16 protein-coding genes are annotated in these 15,082 nt (G+C 58.1%); 8 read left to right on the top strand and 8 right to left on the bottom strand.

Annotation, left to right across the window (positions count from 1 at the left end):
- Nucleotides 1-36: 36 nt before the first annotated feature.
- The 4 genes from I6L46_RS00165 to I6L46_RS00150 all read right to left on the bottom strand — a co-directional run bounded on the left by I6L46_RS00165 (nt 37) and on the right by I6L46_RS00150 (nt 2,957).
- A complete protein-coding gene (locus I6L46_RS00165; RefSeq protein WP_005339098.1) occupies nt 37-735 on the bottom strand; it encodes a DUF3334 family protein in 699 nt (232 codons plus the stop codon).
- A gap of 89 nt (nt 736-824) precedes the next feature.
- Nucleotides 825-1,271, bottom strand: coding sequence for an HIT domain-containing protein (locus I6L46_RS00160; RefSeq protein ID WP_058059484.1), 447 nt, complete (start codon nt 1,269-1,271; stop codon nt 825-827).
- 73 nt (nt 1,272-1,344) lie between these two features.
- Nucleotides 1,345-1,986: a DUF2057 domain-containing protein gene (locus I6L46_RS00155; protein ID WP_100646722.1), complete on the bottom strand. Its 642-nt coding sequence runs from the start codon at nt 1,984-1,986 to the stop codon at nt 1,345-1,347.
- 71 nt (nt 1,987-2,057) lie between these two features.
- Nucleotides 2,058-2,957: a LysR family transcriptional regulator gene (locus tag I6L46_RS00150; protein WP_216977029.1), complete on the bottom strand. Its 900-nt coding sequence runs from the start codon at nt 2,955-2,957 to the stop codon at nt 2,058-2,060.
- A gap of 97 nt (nt 2,958-3,054) precedes the next feature.
- Between I6L46_RS00150 and I6L46_RS00145 the strand changes: the two genes are divergently transcribed.
- Entirely contained in the window at nt 3,055-3,657 is a 603-nt protein-coding gene (locus tag I6L46_RS00145; protein WP_088870098.1) for a short chain dehydrogenase, read from the top strand.
- Between the two features lie 128 nt (nt 3,658-3,785).
- Here the strand turns inward: I6L46_RS00145 and I6L46_RS00140 are convergent, their stop codons facing one another.
- The 3 genes from I6L46_RS00140 to dapA all read right to left on the bottom strand — a co-directional run bounded on the left by I6L46_RS00140 (nt 3,786) and on the right by dapA (nt 7,064).
- On the bottom strand, nt 3,786-4,889 hold the full coding sequence (locus tag I6L46_RS00140; protein ID WP_245147344.1) for a phosphoribosylaminoimidazolesuccinocarboxamide synthase: 1,104 nt from the start codon (nt 4,887-4,889) through the stop codon (nt 3,786-3,788).
- A gap of 167 nt (nt 4,890-5,056) precedes the next feature.
- Nucleotides 5,057-6,184, bottom strand: coding sequence for an outer membrane protein assembly factor BamC (bamC, locus tag I6L46_RS00135; protein WP_031227977.1), 1,128 nt, complete (start codon nt 6,182-6,184; stop codon nt 5,057-5,059).
- Nucleotides 6,177-7,064 (bottom strand): 4-hydroxy-tetrahydrodipicolinate synthase, encoded by an 888-nt coding sequence (gene dapA / locus I6L46_RS00130; protein WP_216977025.1) that lies wholly within the window; start codon nt 7,062-7,064, stop codon nt 6,177-6,179. The genes bamC and dapA overlap by 8 nt, the downstream gene beginning before the upstream one ends.
- Before the next feature lie 205 nt (nt 7,065-7,269).
- Here dapA and I6L46_RS00125 point away from each other — a divergent pair, with 205 nt between their 5' ends.
- The 3 genes from I6L46_RS00125 to I6L46_RS00115 all read left to right on the top strand — a co-directional run bounded on the left by I6L46_RS00125 (nt 7,270) and on the right by I6L46_RS00115 (nt 8,956).
- Nucleotides 7,270-7,803: a glycine cleavage system protein R gene (locus I6L46_RS00125; protein WP_005349229.1), complete on the top strand. Its 534-nt coding sequence runs from the start codon at nt 7,270-7,272 to the stop codon at nt 7,801-7,803.
- Between the two features lie 24 nt (nt 7,804-7,827).
- Entirely contained in the window at nt 7,828-8,292 is a 465-nt protein-coding gene (gene bcp / locus I6L46_RS00120; protein ID WP_005358255.1) for a thioredoxin-dependent thiol peroxidase, read from the top strand.
- A gap of 163 nt (nt 8,293-8,455) precedes the next feature.
- The gene (locus I6L46_RS00115) at nt 8,456-8,956 is read left to right on the top strand and encodes a YfbU family protein (RefSeq protein WP_019446223.1); all 501 of its coding nucleotides are present in this window, start codon (nt 8,456-8,458) and stop codon (nt 8,954-8,956) included.
- A gap of 59 nt (nt 8,957-9,015) precedes the next feature.
- Here I6L46_RS00115 and yfbV read toward each other — a convergent pair whose 3' ends face one another.
- The gene (yfbV, locus tag I6L46_RS00110) at nt 9,016-9,456 is read right to left on the bottom strand and encodes a terminus macrodomain insulation protein YfbV (protein ID WP_005339116.1); all 441 of its coding nucleotides are present in this window, start codon (nt 9,454-9,456) and stop codon (nt 9,016-9,018) included.
- A 304-nt stretch (nt 9,457-9,760) separates the two neighbouring features.
- Here yfbV and I6L46_RS00105 point away from each other — a divergent pair, with 304 nt between their 5' ends.
- From I6L46_RS00105 to galU, 4 genes are all read left to right on the top strand, one after another.
- Entirely contained in the window at nt 9,761-10,963 is a 1,203-nt protein-coding gene (locus I6L46_RS00105) for an acetate kinase (RefSeq protein ID WP_005339118.1), read from the top strand.
- Nucleotides 10,964-11,017: 54 nt separating this feature from the next.
- Nucleotides 11,018-13,198, top strand: coding sequence for a phosphate acetyltransferase (gene pta, locus I6L46_RS00100; RefSeq protein ID WP_005339119.1), 2,181 nt, complete (start codon nt 11,018-11,020; stop codon nt 13,196-13,198).
- 377 nt (nt 13,199-13,575) lie between these two features.
- Entirely contained in the window at nt 13,576-13,896 is a 321-nt protein-coding gene (locus tag I6L46_RS00095; protein ID WP_167570524.1) for a ComEA family DNA-binding protein, read from the top strand.
- Between the two features lie 96 nt (nt 13,897-13,992).
- Complete coding sequence (gene galU, locus I6L46_RS00090; RefSeq protein WP_005339121.1) at nt 13,993-14,904, top strand: UTP--glucose-1-phosphate uridylyltransferase GalU; 912 nt, start codon at nt 13,993-13,995, stop codon at nt 14,902-14,904.
- Nucleotides 14,905-15,082: the final 178 nt, after the last annotated feature.

Here is a 15,082-nt window from a genome sequence, read left to right as displayed (position 1 = left end):
ACCCGAAGGTGGCCTTATTGCTATCCGGCGTTTGACTCAAATACCCAGGGAGTCGAGCAGATCGTCGTGATCGTTGGCGACCGGGGCTGCAGCCTGAGCTGGCTTGGCGGCATCCTGCTTGGCCTGGGCGATCAGTGCATCGGGATCCAGCTCCTCGTGCTCCATCCCCTCATTGTGGATGCGGATGAACTCGGTTTTGTCCATCGCCAGCTCCAGATAGAAGATGTTGTTGCGGGCGGTGAAGAAGGTGACGCGGCGGGACTCCGGGCTGTCGAGATTGGTATCGACGCTCAGCATCACCTGCTTGTTGAGGGCCAGCATCTTCGGCTGGTTCTGGGTGATGTGGGTCTGCAGATCCCGGCCCACCTTGACGGTAAAGCTGCCGACGATCTGGTTCATCAGCTCGCCCATCACGTTGCTCACCTCGTCAGAGGTGTGGGAGATGGCGAGATCCTCCTTGGAGAGTCCCATGCTCAGCATGTAACTCTCGTACAGCTCCATGGCGGCGGCGGCGGAGAAGTTGATCACCACCAGACCGGAAAAACCGCCATCGAACAGCACGAAGCAGCCGATATCCGGCTTGAGGCAGGTCTTGCTGATCCGCTGCACCATGCCGGAAAACCGCACCTGACTCATGGTCGCGGCACTCAAAACATCCGTCACCGAGTTGCACAGGCTGAGCAGCACATCCTCTGTGGTCAATACGGCATCGTCATCGGATCTTGTCACTATCATGGGACCTTCCTGAACATCGAAAATGGGCTTATCTATACCATAACTCTAACAGATGGCGCGGCCCGGAGACTGAAATAGCGACACGCCTCTCAGTTGACTCCGTTATCAGCAGCCACAGGGATGAAACCGCTCAGCTTGGCGAGCCGGGCACGCCATATATCGGCCTGCTGGGCCAAAACTTGTGGCTCATAAGATACGACCGGATGAGCGCCCCATATGGGACCTGGCCAGGCGCGATCCGTCGCAAAGCGGGCGACATGGTGAAGATGGAGTTGCGGCACCAGATTGCCGAGCGCGCCGATGTTGATCTTATCCGGGCTGAGGGCCTGTTCCATCAGGTTGGCGACAGCGCAGGACTCCTGCATCAGCTGTTGCTGCTGCTCCGGCGCCAGATGGTGAATTTCCCGCAGGTTGGCTACTCGCGGTACCAGGATCAGCCAGGGATACTGGCTGTCTTTGGCCAGCAAGACACGGCAGAGGGGCAGATCCCCGAGCCACCGGGTATCTGCCTGCAGGCGTGAATGCAATTCAAACATGAAAACCTCGTTGAGTACGATGAACAGAGCGCCTGAAAAAGGAGTGTCCACGTTACTGCAACGGGCAGAAAACTTAAAGCTGTGGGACGGCCCAACCGATAAAGCGCTTGCGCAGGGCTGGGTCTGCCTGGAGGAACAGCTGCTGCAACTGCCCTTCCAGCTCGCTGGCTGCCACAACGGGTTGAGCCCCACCAGCGGCCGTGGCCGTTGCCTGCGTAGCAACGGCGCCAGCCGTCAGCACCGCCTTGCCGCCGCTGCGGTTGTATTCAGCCAGTTTGCCGTTCCAATCCACCCCAAGCAGCATACCGCTGGTCACCAGCACATCCTGCTGGATAGCAAGCGCGTGGCCATTCTCCTGCAACGCCACCACAGGAGCCTTGGCATACGCCTGCATTCCCCGCTCGTCTCCCGGTACGCTGGCCGTCAACTGCAAATGCTGATTGCTGCCCTGATAGCGCACCACCTGTGGCTCGGAGCGTACCTGCCGATCATTCTCGCTGCTGCTGCGACTGGGGATCACCCCCTCGAAGCGTACCAGCAGTTGCTGCTCGCCATCCGCCAGGGTGGCATGCTGCTCATCTTGCAAGGTGCCGTTGCTCACCGCGAGGATGCGGAAATTCTCCGGCACCTTCACTTCCACCATGGCCTGTACACTGCCGGCCCCCAAGACTGCACAGAGCAGCACAAACCCGGTCAACCCTCTATTACTCTTCATTCCCGCTGATCTTCCTGATGCCGATGATGGGCGCAGGGTAGCAGCCGAAGATGACAGAAAAATAACGCCGCTCAGAGCAGGTAGTGGGGTCGCTCGGCAAACCACTGGGCCAACACCTGCTTGAACAGCCGGATCTTGCGCGGCACCCGTCGCTGCTGGGCATGCAACACATGAAGCTGATGCAGACCGCTCTGCCAGTCGTCGAGCACGGTCACCAGCTCTCCTGCCGTCAGCAGCGATTCCACCAGCATCAGCGGGCACTTGGCATAGCCCATACCGGCACGCGCCAGTTGCAACACTGTGCTGTAGTGGTTGGCCCGCACCCTGCCCTGCACCAGAATGTGGGCCTCTTCACCCTCACGGATAAAGTGCCACTGCTCCCAGGCCGGATTGTGCCCCTGCAACAGGCAGCTGCGCCCGCTCAGCTCATAGGGAGTGGCAGGACGCCCCTCTCGCGCCACCAGTGCGGGGCTCGCCACCACCACATCCTTGAGTCGGCCAAGAGGAAGTGCGACCAGATTGTCCGGCACCTCGTTCATGGCGCGCAGGGCGATGTCGTTCTCCCCCTGGCTCATGTCGACCATCTGGTTGGTGAAGTTGAGCTCCACCTCCACTCCCGGGCAGAGCGCGGCAAAGCTGGTCAGCAGCTCGCTCACCATCCGATCGCCGGTGCTGACCGGGCAGGTAAAGCGCAGTCGTCCGCAATCCTCTTCGGTCAGCGCCTGAATATCCTGCTCCGCCTGCCGAGCCAGCGCGAAGATCTCCCCCGCCTGCTGATAGAGGGTCTTGCCCGCCTCGGTCAGGCTGAGGCGGCGGGTGGAGCGCTGCAACAGTTGCGCATTGAGTGAGGACTCCAGCGCGCTGACGTGGCGGCTCAGCATCCCCTTGCTGACCCCCAGCGTATCGGCCGCAGCCGAGAAACTGCCGCGCAGCACCACTTCGTAAAAGCTGGCCAGATGGGCGATATCCATCATTAGCTCCAATATGGAAACAATGGGTTTATTTTACGCGCTTTTTCGCATTTTCTGTTGCGCTAGAATCGATACATCCCAACCAGGAGTGATGCAGATGAAAATTGTGATTGTGGGTGCCTCCGGCACCGTCGGCTCCGCGGTCAGTGAACTGCTTGCCAAAGATCATCAGGTGATCCGGGTCGGCCACAGCCGTGGCGATGCCACGGTCGACATGCGCGATCCCGCCTCCATCAAGGCGCTGTTTGCCCAGGTGGGCCAGTTTGATGCATTGGTGGTGGCCAGCGGCAGCGTGGCCTTCAACGGCCTGACCGAGATGACCGACGAGCAGTGGCAGGTGGGACTGGAGAGCAAGCTGATGGGCCAGATCAACCTGACCCGAGCCGCCATTCCCTATCTGACTGACAAGGGTTCCATCACTTTGATCAGCGGTATTCTGAGCGAGGAGCCGATCAACTGGGGCGTGAGCGCCAGCACCGTCAACGGCGCTATCGATCACTTTGTGAGAGCGGCCGCCTGCGAGTTACCCCGCGGCCTGCGCATCAACGTGGTAAGCCCGACCGTGCTGGCGGAGTCGATGGACAAATACGCTGACTTCTTCCCGGGCTTCGTACCGGTACCCGCCGCCAAAGTGGCGCAGGCCTACAAGAAGTCGGTGCTGGGCATCCAGACCGGCCAGGTGTTCAGAGTGAACGGTTGAGCGCTGCTCGCTTACCGCCAGACCAGCAATAAAAATGGGCCCCATAGTGGGGCCCGTCTGTTTCTCTGCCTCTCTCCTTCGCCGCCAGCAAACGTTTGTTTGTTGGCGACAAAAAAAGAGAGCAACCCTTAGTCGATCAGACCGTACTGATCGCGCAGCACCTCGATGATCTCCTGCTTGGGATTGGCAGAACGCGCCAGCTTGTGGCCGATTATCTTCTCGGCGATCCCGACATAGGTGTTGGAGATATCCATCATCACTTCGGTCGGCAGCTTGTTGTCGCGGGCCAGGGCAAAACGTTCCGGCATGCGGTTCTTGTTGAGCAGGATGTCCGGATCCGGGAAGTGGTTGAGCAACCACTGACGGAAACCCTCTTTGGACTTCTCGACAATCTGACCGTCGCGCAGGGCCGCGCCATCCCAGATACGGGAGCTGTCGGGGGTGCCCACTTCGTCCATGTAGATCAGCTTCTCGTTGCCGGCGGCATCGTGGACGTAACCAAACTCGAACTTGGTATCGACGAAGATCTGATCCAGCCCGGCCAGCGCGTCGCTGATGACGTTGAAGCCCTCTTTGAGCAGCACTTCGTAGCGGTCGATGTCGGCCGGTTTGCTGAAGTTGAAACCCTTGTAGTGGCGCTCGATATCGGCACGGGAAACGTTGACGTCATCGGCTTCCGGCACGCCATCCAGCCCTTTCAGCACACCCTTGGTGGACGGGGTGATGAGGATCTCCGGCAGTTTCTGATCCTTTTTGAGCCCTTCCGGCAGGGTGATGCCGCAGAACTCGCGCTCGCCATCCTTGTAGGCACGCCACATGGAGCCGGTGATGTACTGGCGGGCAATCGCCTCGATCATCACCGGACGGGCTTTTTGCACGATCCAGACGAAGGGGTGCGGAATATCCAGAATGTGGCTGTCGGCCAGTCCCTTCTCCTTGAACAGCTTGAACCAGTGGCTGGAGATGGCGTTGAGCGCCGCCCCTTTGCCCGGTACGCCGTTCAGGCCATCCTCACCTTGCCAGATGCAATCGAAAGCCGAGATGCGATCGCTGATCACCATGAGGGCGAGGGGCGCATCGGCCGGCACATCATAGCCTTTCTCTTTTATGAGCCGGGCACTGTCTTCGGGGGTCAACCAGTAGACGCTGCGCACTTTGCCGGAATGGACAGGTTTATCGGTACGGATCGGCAAATCGTCATTCACCGCCAATACTTGATCTGCAAGACTCATGGCTAATAACACTTCCTGTTTGTGGGGGGGAAACATCGCGAGTTCCTCACCTGCGTGCTCTGTTTGCAACGGGCTGGCAAGGGGGCTCGCATCATCGAAAACCGCTCGGAATCCCCGCGTTTTCAGGGGGATTTTGATAACAAAACAGGGGCACAAGGCCCCTGTATTTATTCTGCTTTTGCTGCTGCCTGATCGGCCAGCCCCTTGGCGAATGCCTCGGACAGGCTGATATACATCTGGGAGATAACCCCGGACGATACCGGCTTCTTGTCCTTGTCGAACAGGGTGATGGAGGTCTTGCCTCCCGCCATTTCGCCAAGCTGGAAGCGGTATTTCTCCTCCTCCAGTTTGAACGGCTCGCTCCCTTTCGCCTTCCAGAACTCGGCGCTCGGCTCTTCGTACTCGACGTCGATCCAGCCCAGAGACTGCTGGGTATCCTTGATGGTGAAACCGTAAGCGGGCAGTACCTGGTTGAGGCGACGCCACACCTGATCAAAGGAGCCTTCGGCAATCCAGGCGCTCAGTTCATTGTTGTCCAGACCCAGTTGCAGACCCATGCCATCGTTGGACTTGTGCTGCTCGCGGGCTTTCAGCTGGCTGTCGTAATAGAGCGAGAACTGGTTCAGCACCCGCGCGGCATAGCGCTGGGCATCGGCAGGGGTCAGCTTGTTGCTGGTCTCGCCGTCGATGGTCTCTTCGTGATCCAGCACCCGGACCGACATGTTGACCGCGTGGCGCTGGGCATCGTTGCGCACGGTGAACTGGTAACGCTGACGGATTTTGAAGTCTTCGTCATCTTCACCCCAGCCATCGAGGGCAACCGTGTTGTCAAACCAGCCGGTCTGCAATACGCCATCCTGCTGATCCAGCTTCTCGGTGGTGACCTTGTATTTGGCCAGGAAGTTCATCAGGAACGACCAGGTATCGCGCTCCACGCTCTGGCTGGTGCTGAGGGCATAGAAGGCAACGGTCGGTTCGGTTGCGCTCTGCACCACCTGACTGCCCGGTACCACGGTCAGCAGTTGAGCGGGTGGGCGCACATCGACCTGGGCGCCGAGGGCACCTTCACGGCTGCTCTCGGGAAGCGGCGGGATATCGTACTGGCTGTTGAAGGTGGGGGCACTCAATCCTGCGGGGATCAAGAACGCGCGGCCCTCGAGGCGGGCATCTTCGTAACCGAAGTCGCGGTTGGCCATTTTGCGATCCTGGGGGGTGCTGCAACCGGCCAATACGGCCACAGTCGCAACACTCAGCACCAGACGGGCTCTATTTCCCTTTCCATTAGATTTAAACACTCGCCATCAACTCCGCTGTGGTCAGTGCTCGCGCCATCAGCTGCTCGCCCTCGGGGGTGAGGTCAATCAGCGGCAGGCGCAAGGTGGCTGTTGCAATCAACCCCAGTTGGGCACAGGCCCATTTCACCGGGGTAGGGCTCGGTTCGCAGAACAGAGTCTTGTGCAACGGCATCAAGAGATTGTTGATGTCATGCGCCTGCCCGGCATCACCGGCCAGCGCAGCACGACACATGTCGGCCATCTGGGCCGCTGCAATATTGGTGGTGACCGAAATCACGCCATCGCCACCTTGCAGCATAAAATCACAACCAGTGGCATCGTCGCCACTGTAGAGAGCAAACTCCGGCCCGCACAGCTCGCGCAGCAGCGGGGTGCGGCTCAAATCGCCAGTTGCCTCTTTCAAACCGATAATGCCGAGAACCTTGGCCAGACGGGCCACGGTCTCCGGTTTGAGATCGCAACAGGTGCGACCGGGCACATTATAAAGAATTTGGGGCAGACCACTAGCCTCGGCGATCGCACAATAGTGGCGATAGAGACCTTCCTGAGTGGGCTTGTTGTAGTAAGGAGTCACCGAGAGGCCCGCCACCACGCCGGTTTTGGCCAAGCGTTTGCTCAGTTCGATGGCGTGAGCGGTATTGTTGGAGCCGCAACCGGCGATGACGGGAATGCGTCCGGCGGCATACTCAACGGTCTTTTCAACGACGGCGATATGCTCCTGCTCGCTCAGGGTCACCGATTCCCCTGTGGTCCCCACCGCAACAATGGCGCTGGTCCCGGCGCTGACATGATAGTCAACCAGTTTGGCCAGACTGGCCCAATCGACTTCACCTGAAGCCAGCATGGGGGTAACGAGCGCAACAATACTACCGCGTAACATGGACTTTTCTCCCGATTTTCAGGGGCGTAATGGTAAAGCTGACCCCTTTGAAAAACAAGGGAGAGAGGGGGCAAGCCGTGATACCATCCGGAACAAAAAGTAATGGACGAAAGTCGGCAGCGTCCCTCAGGGAGTGGTCATCAGGGCCGGAGGGTTGGCTTGCCAGCGCGGCTTTCGCAACGAAATAACGGACGAGAGAAGATTTATGACTCACTACCTGGTCGTAACGGCCATCGGCACGGACAGGCCTGGCATCGTCAATGAAGTGACCCGCCACGTCAGTGGCTGTGGTTGCAACATTGTGGACAGCCGCCTTGGCATCTTCGGCAATGAATTTACCTTTATCATGCTGCTCTCGGGCGACTGGAACAGCATGATGCAACTCGAAATCAGCCTGCCCCTGCGTAGCCAGGAGTGGGATCTCATCACCATGATGAAACGCACCGAACGCCACCAGTCCCTGCAGTATGACGTCCGCGCCAGTGCCGACCTGTTGATCCGCGACGAGCCCGGCATCGTAAGCCAGTGCACCCAGTTCTTCAGCGAACATGGCTGGAACATTCAGGCGATGCAATCCATGACCCTGGAGCAGCAGCCGTTCAACCTGCTGAAGATCAGTTTTCAGCTCAATCTGGCCAGAGAGGGTGAAGTGGAAGGTTCGCAAACCGCCTTCGCCGAATTCTGTCGTCAATTGGGTGCCGAATCGTTCGAGTTTATCGTCAATCGCAAACACGCCTGAGGGCGTTTTACCCGAGGAGACCCCATGCAACCACTACAAGCTGGCAGCCCCGCCCCCGATTTCTCCCTGCCCGACCAGAATGGCAATCAGGTCAGCCTCGCTGGCCTGCGCGGCAAGAAGGTGCTGGTCTATTTCTACCCCAAGGCGATGACCCCCGGCTGCACCACCCAGGCCTGCAGCCTGCGCGATGTGAACGCCGAGCTGGCCGCCCTCAATGTGGTGGTACTTGGCATCAGCCCGGACCCGGCCAAACGGCTGAAAAAGTTCGAAGAGCGGGACCAGCTCAACTTCACTCTGCTGGCCGATGAGGACCACGCCGTCGCCGATGCCTTTGGCGTCTGGGGCCCGAAAAAGTTCATGGGCAAAGAGTATGACGGCATTCACCGTCAGAGCTTCCTGATCGACGAAGAGGGCAAGATTGCCCACCACTTCGACAAGTTCAAAACCAGCGATCACCATCAGGTGGTACTGGATTTCCTCAAGGGGTAACCCTCCCCTGCGTCATTGAAAGGCCTGCCATGCAGGCCTTTTTTGTCTGGTCAACCGCCCCTTGCCAGCGGATTTTTCTCACCAACTCCCCCGCCCAGATCAAAAAATTCATTTTATATATGGGTTAACGTGACCCCAGAATCATCTTCCAGCGAGATATCCCATGAACATGAGCAACACTGAGCGTTTGATCCTGAGCAACCAGTACGAAATTCTGGCGAAACTCAATCCGGAGAAAGCGGACGTCTACCAGCGCGCCAGCACCATCATCGAGCGCGGCTACTGCCTGCAGATCCTCGAGTTGGAGAAGAGCTTCGGCCATCTGGATCTGGCGACCTGCCAGGAGGTGATCGACACTCTGGAGCTGCACCACGCACTGGCCATCTCATGGGGCAATCTGGATGCCGCCGATCAGGGCGAGATCAACGCCAGCCGTCTGGAGTTCAACGGCTACAGCCGCAGCCAGGAGCGTGAGCTGGCTGACTACGTCTGCTTCCTGCTGGAGGTGGACAAGCGCTTCCCCGAGCTCAAGTGCCCGTGCGACGAGCTCTCCAGCGACATCGCCATGCGCGACAAATACCAGCGGATGCTGACTGTATGGCGTCAGTGCCCTCGTCAGTACAAGCTCTCCATCCAGGAGATCCGCAAGGTGCTGGCGGCCTGATCCGCACACCAACCGCAACAAAAAAGGCGCCACTGGCGCCTTTTTGCATCTGAAACGAGTTATTCGTAGAGAAAGGATTTATCGAGCTGCTGGAAGGCGGCCTTGAGGGTATCGGCCAGCTCTTCATAGCGCGGCTGAGACACCAGCTGACGACGGCCACCCTGCTCGTTCATCTTGCCGTTGATCTCCCGATACCAGCTCGCCAGCGACGGGGGCAAGCGGGTGTCGGCACGCTGGCCGAGCCAGTAGTAGCCCTGCAGCGGCAAGCTGAGCAGAAACAGCACCGAGGTGATGACGGAGGGCCAGTAGTGCAGCTCGCCAAACTGGAACTGCAGCATCACGCTCAACACCGCCAGCGCGGGGATCACCTTGAGGGCGAATTCGGTCGCCTTGATCACCCGATTTTCAGGAAACATCGAATTGAGCTCGGGACGGCGCGGCCAAAGCGTCATATAATGGCGGCCTTGCTGTAACTTAGTTCCAAAAATGTTCATGCTCATACTACCTCCGAGCGCTTTTTGAACGTACTAACGGCAAAACCTCGACAAAATTTGATGCAAAGTAACAAAGGTTGAGGATGACTTTGTTATTTTTCAACAATCGGGTTATCCTTTGTACGCCCATTTTTGCGTCAAAAGCTTCTTGCTATTGACCTGTCAGGGACGTCTGGATTTCGGGTCTTGTATCACTATACAAGGGGCAAGCAACAGATTGCCAACCCTCATAAGGATAAGTTGAAAGTTTTTGGCCGCACCGCGTCCAACGCATCCGCCTACACAACCCAATCTGCGATAGGATTTATTCATGAGTAAGCTGGTTCTTGTTCTTAACTGTGGCAGCTCTTCCCTGAAGTTTGCCGTCATTGACGCAACCACCGGTGATGACCTGCTGTCCGGCCTGGCCGAGTGCTTCAACCTCGACGACGCCCGCATCAAGTGGAAACTGAATGGCGAGAAAGGCAGTGCCGATCTGGGTGCGGGTGCCGCTCACCAGGAAGCGCTGGACTTCATCGTCAACAAGATCCTGCCGCTCAATCCGGAACTGTCCAAGAACCTGATCGCCATCGGTCACCGTGTTGTTCACGGCGGCGAGCGCTTCACCTCTTCCGTCGTTATCTGTGACGACGTGATCGCCGGCATCGAAGCCGCCGTTCCGTACGCACCGCTGCACAACCCGGCTCACCTGATCGGTATCCGTGAAGCTCGCCGCGTATTCCCGGCGCTGGCTGACAAGAACGTGGCCGTATTCGATACCGCGTTCCACCAGTCCATGCCGGAAGAAGCCTTCCTGTACGCTCTGCCGTACAAGCTCTACAAAGAGAACGGCATCCGTCGCTACGGCGCTCACGGCACCAGCCACTACTACATCAGCCTGGAAGCTGCCAAGCAGCTGAACAAGCCGGTTGAAGAGCTGAACATCATCAACTGCCACCTGGGCAACGGCGGTTCCGTCTGCGCCATCAAGAACGGCAAATCCGTTGATACCTCCATGGGCCTGACTCCGCTGGAAGGTCTGGTGATGGGTACCCGCTCCGGTGATCTGGACCCGGCCATCATCTTCTTCCTGCACGACAAGCTGGGCATGAGCGTGGCTGACATCAACACCATGCTGACCAAAGAGTCCGGCCTGCAGGGTCTGACCGAAGTGACCTCCGACTGCCGTTTCGTTGAAGACAACTACGACAGCAAAGAAGAAGCCAAGCGTGCTATGGACGTTTACTGCTATCGCCTGGCCAAGTACATCGGCGCCTACGCTGCCGCCATGGACGGTCGTCTGGACGCCGTTGTTTTCACCGGTGGTATCGGTGAAAACTCCGCCCCGATCCGTGAAATCACCCTGAACAAGCTGGGTCTGCTGGGCTTTGACGTCGATCACGACGCCAACCTGAAGGCTCGTTTCGGCAAGGGTGGCGAGATCACCAAGGCTGGTTCTACCAAGGCCCTGGTTATCCCGACCAACGAAGAGTGGGTTATCGCCCACGACGCGCTGGAACTGGTCGGCGCTTAATTGACGCAGTAACTCGAGGCCGCCCACAGGGCGGCCTTTTCCTGATCCCAAAAAATGAACAAGGGGTATAAAGTGGCACGCACTATTATGCTTATCCCGGTCGGCACTGGTGTCGGCGTAACTTCCGTGAGTCTGGGCGTTGTTCGCGCCATGGAGCGTCACGGTGTCAATGTCAGCTTCTTCAAACCGGTTGCCCAGCCGCGTCCGGGTGAAACCGGTGCCGAGCGCTCAACCGCCGTTATCCGCGCTGCTGCCAACATCAATCCGCCCGAGCCCTTCACCCTCTCCTACGCCGAGAACATGATCAGCTCCAGCAACACCGACATCCTGCTGGAAGAGATCGTTGCCCGCTTCGAAGAGCACGTGAAATCCAGTGGTGCCGAAGTGCTGGTTGTCGAAGGTATGGTGCCGACCGACAAGCAGCCCTTTGCCAACAAGCTGAACTACGACGTTGCCAAGGCGCTGGATGCCGACATGGTATTCGTGACCCACCCGGGCCATGACTCCAGCCAGAAGCTGAAAGAGCGCATCGAACTGGCCTGCTCCAACTTCGGTGGTGTCAACAACCCCCGTATCGTTGGCTGCGTGATCAACAAGGTGGGCGCGCCGGTTGACGAGCATGGCGTAACCCGCCCTGACCTGACCGAGATGTTCGAAGCCCATCACCACGCTTCTGACGCAGCTCACAACCTCGAAGTGCTGCAAGTATTCGGCAAGAGCCCGCTGCGCATCCTGGGTTGCATCCCCTGGAACACCCAGCTGATCGCCCCGCGCGCCAAGGATCTCGCCAAGCATCTGGCTGCCAAGATCCTGCACAAGGGTGAGCTGGACAGCCGTCGCCTGCAGACCGTTACCTTCTGCGCCCGCTCCATCCACAACATGGTTGAGCACTTCCGTCCGGGTAGCCTACTGGTCACCTCCGGCGATCGCTCCGACGTCATCGTCTCCGCCTGCCTCTCCGCCATGAACGGCGTCAAGCTGGGCGCCCTGCTGCTGACCGGTAACTATCATCCGGAGCCGCAGGTCATGGCGCTGTGCCAACAGGCCATGGCCACCGGCCTGCCGATCATGATGACCGGTACCAACACCTGGCAGACCGCCGTCAGCCTGCAGAACTTCAACGTCGATATTCCGGAAGATGACCGCGAGCGTATCGAACTGGTACAGGACTACGTCGCTGGCCACATCGACAAGCACTGGATCGAGTCGCTGACCGTCAGCTCTACCCGTTCCCGTCGTCTGAGCCCGCCGGCATTCCGTTATCAGCTGACCGAGCTGGCCCGTCAGGCCAACAAGCGTGTCGTGCTGCCGGAAGGCGACGAGCCGCGCACCATCAAGGCTGCCGCCATCTGTGCCGAGCGTGGCATTGCCCGTCCGGTACTGCTGGGTAACCCGGAAGAGATCCGTCGTGTTGCCGAGCAGCAGGGTGTAGTTCTGACCGATCGCGTCGAAATCATCGATCCGGCCGTTGTACGCGAGCGTTATGTGCCGCGTCTGGTCGAGCTGCGCAAGAACAAGGGCATGACCGAAGTGGTTGCTCGCGAGCAGCTGGAAGACAACGTGGTACTGGGTACCATGATGCTGGAGCGCAACGAAGTGGACGGCCTGGTATCCGGCGCGGTGCACACCACTGCCAACACCATCCGTCCGCCGATGCAGATCATCAAGACCGCTCCGGGCTCTTCACTGATCTCCTCCATCTTCTTCATGCTGCTGCCTGACCAGGTTCTGGTCTACGGTGACTGCGCGATCAACCCGGATCCGACTGCCGAGCAGCTGGCCGAGATCGCCATTCAGTCCGCCGACTCTGCTGCCGCGTTCGGCATCGAGCCGCGCGTCGCCATGATCTCCTACTCCACCGGTACCTCTGGCGCCGGTGCCGATGTAGAGAAAGTGCGTGAAGCGACCGAGCTGGCCAAGGCCAAGCGCCCCGACCTCATCATCGACGGCCCGCTACAGTACGATGCGGCCATCATGGAGAACGTGGCCAAGTCCAAGGCACCGAACTCACCGGTTGCCGGTAAAGCTACCGTGTTCGTCTTCCCTGACCTGAACACCGGTAACACCACTTACAAAGCGGTGCAGCGTTCTGCTGACCTGGTCTCCATCGGCCCGATGCTGCAAGGCATGCGCAAGCCGGTCAACGACCTCTCCCGTGGCGCCCTGGTTGACGACATCGTCTACACCATCGCCCTGACCGGTATCCAGGCTGCCCAGGCTGACGAACAAGCCTAATCAGCATCCGTCTGAAAAAACCGATCACAAAGGCTGCTCACCCTAGGTGAGCAGCCTTTTTTATTGGTTCTCTTTTGAAGACCAGTGAAACATGCCATTAGCGCAGTGTTGCACAGAACAATGCCATGTGATGTGCCGGAAATGTCTCGAGCGTAGCGCTGCGGGAAAGCGTGCCAGCCACCTTAAAGATGTATCTAAAATAGATTCAAGATCATAAGGTTGGATATATGAGGGCATTCATAGCTAAGCGCTTATAGCAAATATTTCGCCATCGGCATGAGGATTTGACCTGTTAGAAATAGCAGTGAAAAAGACCCGTTCGATACGCTATTCATCAATGTGCCACTCGGCAATATCCACATCATGGAGGAATGGAAATGCTGATGAAGAAGCTCTCTGCAGTCATGCTGCTGGCCTGCTTGCCCCTGTTCAGCCAACCCGTGCTGGCCGCAGATAAGGCAACGCCCAAGCAAACAACTACGACCACGGTCGCCAAGGAGTCCGGCAAGCTGAATATCAATACGGCCACCCTTGCCGAACTGACCAGCCTGAAAGGGATTGGCGACAAGAAGGCACAAGCCATCGTCGACTATCGGGAAAAACAGGGAAAGTTCACCTCGGTCGATCAGCTGGCGGATGTCAATGGCATTGGCCCGGCCACGCTGGAAGCCAACCGTGACATGATCATCGTCAAATAACGCCCGAGCTCTGCATATACGAATGGGGCAGCCTGTGGCTGCCCCATTTTTCTTGGAGTATCATGGCCGCACTTTAATCCCGCTGGATAGTTTTCCATGAAAAAGACTCCTCTGACAGTTCGCAAGGCCGTGCTCCCGGTAGCCGGTCTGGGTACCCGTATGCTGCCAGCCACCAAGGCCATCCCAAAAGAGATGCTGCCGGTGGTCGACAAACCGCTGATCCAGTACGTAGTGCGTGAAGCCATCGCCGCCGGTATCAAAGAGATCGTGTTGGTCACCCACTCAAGCAAGAACTCCATCGAAAACCACTTCGACAAGAGTTTCGAACTGGAAGCGACCCTCGAGAAGCGAGTCAAGCGTCAGCTGCTGGAAGAGGTACAACAGATCTGCCCGAAAGACGTCACCATCATGCACGTCCGTCAGGGTGAGGCCAAAGGTCTGGGCCACGCTGTGCTCTGCGCCCGCCCGCTGATCGGTGACAACCCCTTCGCCGTGCTGCTGCCGGATGTACTGATTGATGAAGTGGCCAGCGACCCGAAAAAAGACAACCTGGCCGAGATGGTACACATGTTCGAAGAGAACCAGATCAGCCAGATCATGGTGGAAGCGGTTCCCGAGAGCGAAGTGGACAAGTACGGCATCGCCGACATCAAGGGCGAGGCCCTGAGCGAGGGGATGTCCCTGCCGATGCAGGCCATTGTCGAGAAGCCGCCCCGTGACGAAGCCCCCTCCAATCTGGCGGTGGTGGGTCGTTACGTCCTCTCCTCCAATATCTGGCCGCTGCTGGAGAAAACCCCGGCCGGTGCCGGTGACGAGATCCAGCTGACCGATGCCATCGCCATGCTGATGGAGCAGGAACAAGTCAATGCCTACTTCATGAAGGGCAAGAGCCACGATTGCGGTAGCAAGCTCGGTTATATGAAAGCCAATGTGGAATATGGTGTTCGCCATCACGAGCTGAATGGTGAATTCATCGGCTGGCTGAAGCAGTTCGTCAAGCAGTTGTAATCGCTGATAAATCTGTTTTTTATAGACGTATTTAAGGGGCATCAAATGATGCTCCTTTTTCATTTTTGCAACAAAAAATCAATCAAGAGTAAATAAACTCTCTGCAAATCATAATGTTGTAATTTATTCACACATGCTCTATAAGGATTGAGGCGTGTTTCTCGCTCTTGCATAAAAA

This window comes from Aeromonas sp. FDAARGOS 1416, assembly GCF_019048085.1.
GTDB classification, from domain to species: Bacteria; Pseudomonadota; Gammaproteobacteria; order Enterobacterales; family Aeromonadaceae; genus Aeromonas; species Aeromonas veronii.
This window is presented reverse-complemented; position numbering and strand designations above follow the sequence as displayed.

What these genes read in the sequence shown, in the direction of transcription:
- I6L46_RS00125 (WP_005349229.1), top strand. Translation starts at nt 7,270, where the DNA reads ATGACTCACTACCTGGTCGTAACGGCCATCGGCACGGACAGGCCTGGC.
- I6L46_RS00115 (WP_019446223.1), top strand. Translation starts at nt 8,456, where the DNA reads ATGAACATGAGCAACACTGAGCGTTTGATCCTGAGCAACCAGTACGAA.
- I6L46_RS00165 (WP_005339098.1), bottom strand. Translation starts at nt 735, where the DNA reads ATGATAGTGACAAGATCCGATGACGATGCCGTATTGACCACAGAGGAT.
- pta (WP_005339119.1), top strand. Translation starts at nt 11,018, where the DNA reads ATGAACAAGGGGTATAAAGTGGCACGCACTATTATGCTTATCCCGGTC.
- I6L46_RS00140 (WP_245147344.1), bottom strand. Translation starts at nt 4,889, where the DNA reads ATGAGTCTTGCAGATCAAGTATTGGCGGTGAATGACGATTTGCCGATC.
- galU (WP_005339121.1), top strand. Translation starts at nt 13,993, where the DNA reads ATGAAAAAGACTCCTCTGACAGTTCGCAAGGCCGTGCTCCCGGTAGCC.
- yfbV (WP_005339116.1), bottom strand. Translation starts at nt 9,456, where the DNA reads ATGAGCATGAACATTTTTGGAACTAAGTTACAGCAAGGCCGCCATTAT.
- bcp (WP_005358255.1), top strand. Translation starts at nt 7,828, where the DNA reads ATGCAACCACTACAAGCTGGCAGCCCCGCCCCCGATTTCTCCCTGCCC.
- I6L46_RS00105 (WP_005339118.1), top strand. Translation starts at nt 9,761, where the DNA reads ATGAGTAAGCTGGTTCTTGTTCTTAACTGTGGCAGCTCTTCCCTGAAG.
- dapA (WP_216977025.1), bottom strand. Translation starts at nt 7,064, where the DNA reads ATGTTACGCGGTAGTATTGTTGCGCTCGTTACCCCCATGCTGGCTTCA.
- I6L46_RS00095 (WP_167570524.1), top strand. Translation starts at nt 13,576, where the DNA reads ATGCTGATGAAGAAGCTCTCTGCAGTCATGCTGCTGGCCTGCTTGCCC.
- I6L46_RS00160 (WP_058059484.1), bottom strand. Translation starts at nt 1,271, where the DNA reads ATGTTTGAATTGCATTCACGCCTGCAGGCAGATACCCGGTGGCTCGGG.
- I6L46_RS00150 (WP_216977029.1), bottom strand. Translation starts at nt 2,957, where the DNA reads ATGGATATCGCCCATCTGGCCAGCTTTTACGAAGTGGTGCTGCGCGGC.
- I6L46_RS00145 (WP_088870098.1), top strand. Translation starts at nt 3,055, where the DNA reads ATGAAAATTGTGATTGTGGGTGCCTCCGGCACCGTCGGCTCCGCGGTC.
- I6L46_RS00155 (WP_100646722.1), bottom strand. Translation starts at nt 1,986, where the DNA reads ATGAAGAGTAATAGAGGGTTGACCGGGTTTGTGCTGCTCTGTGCAGTC.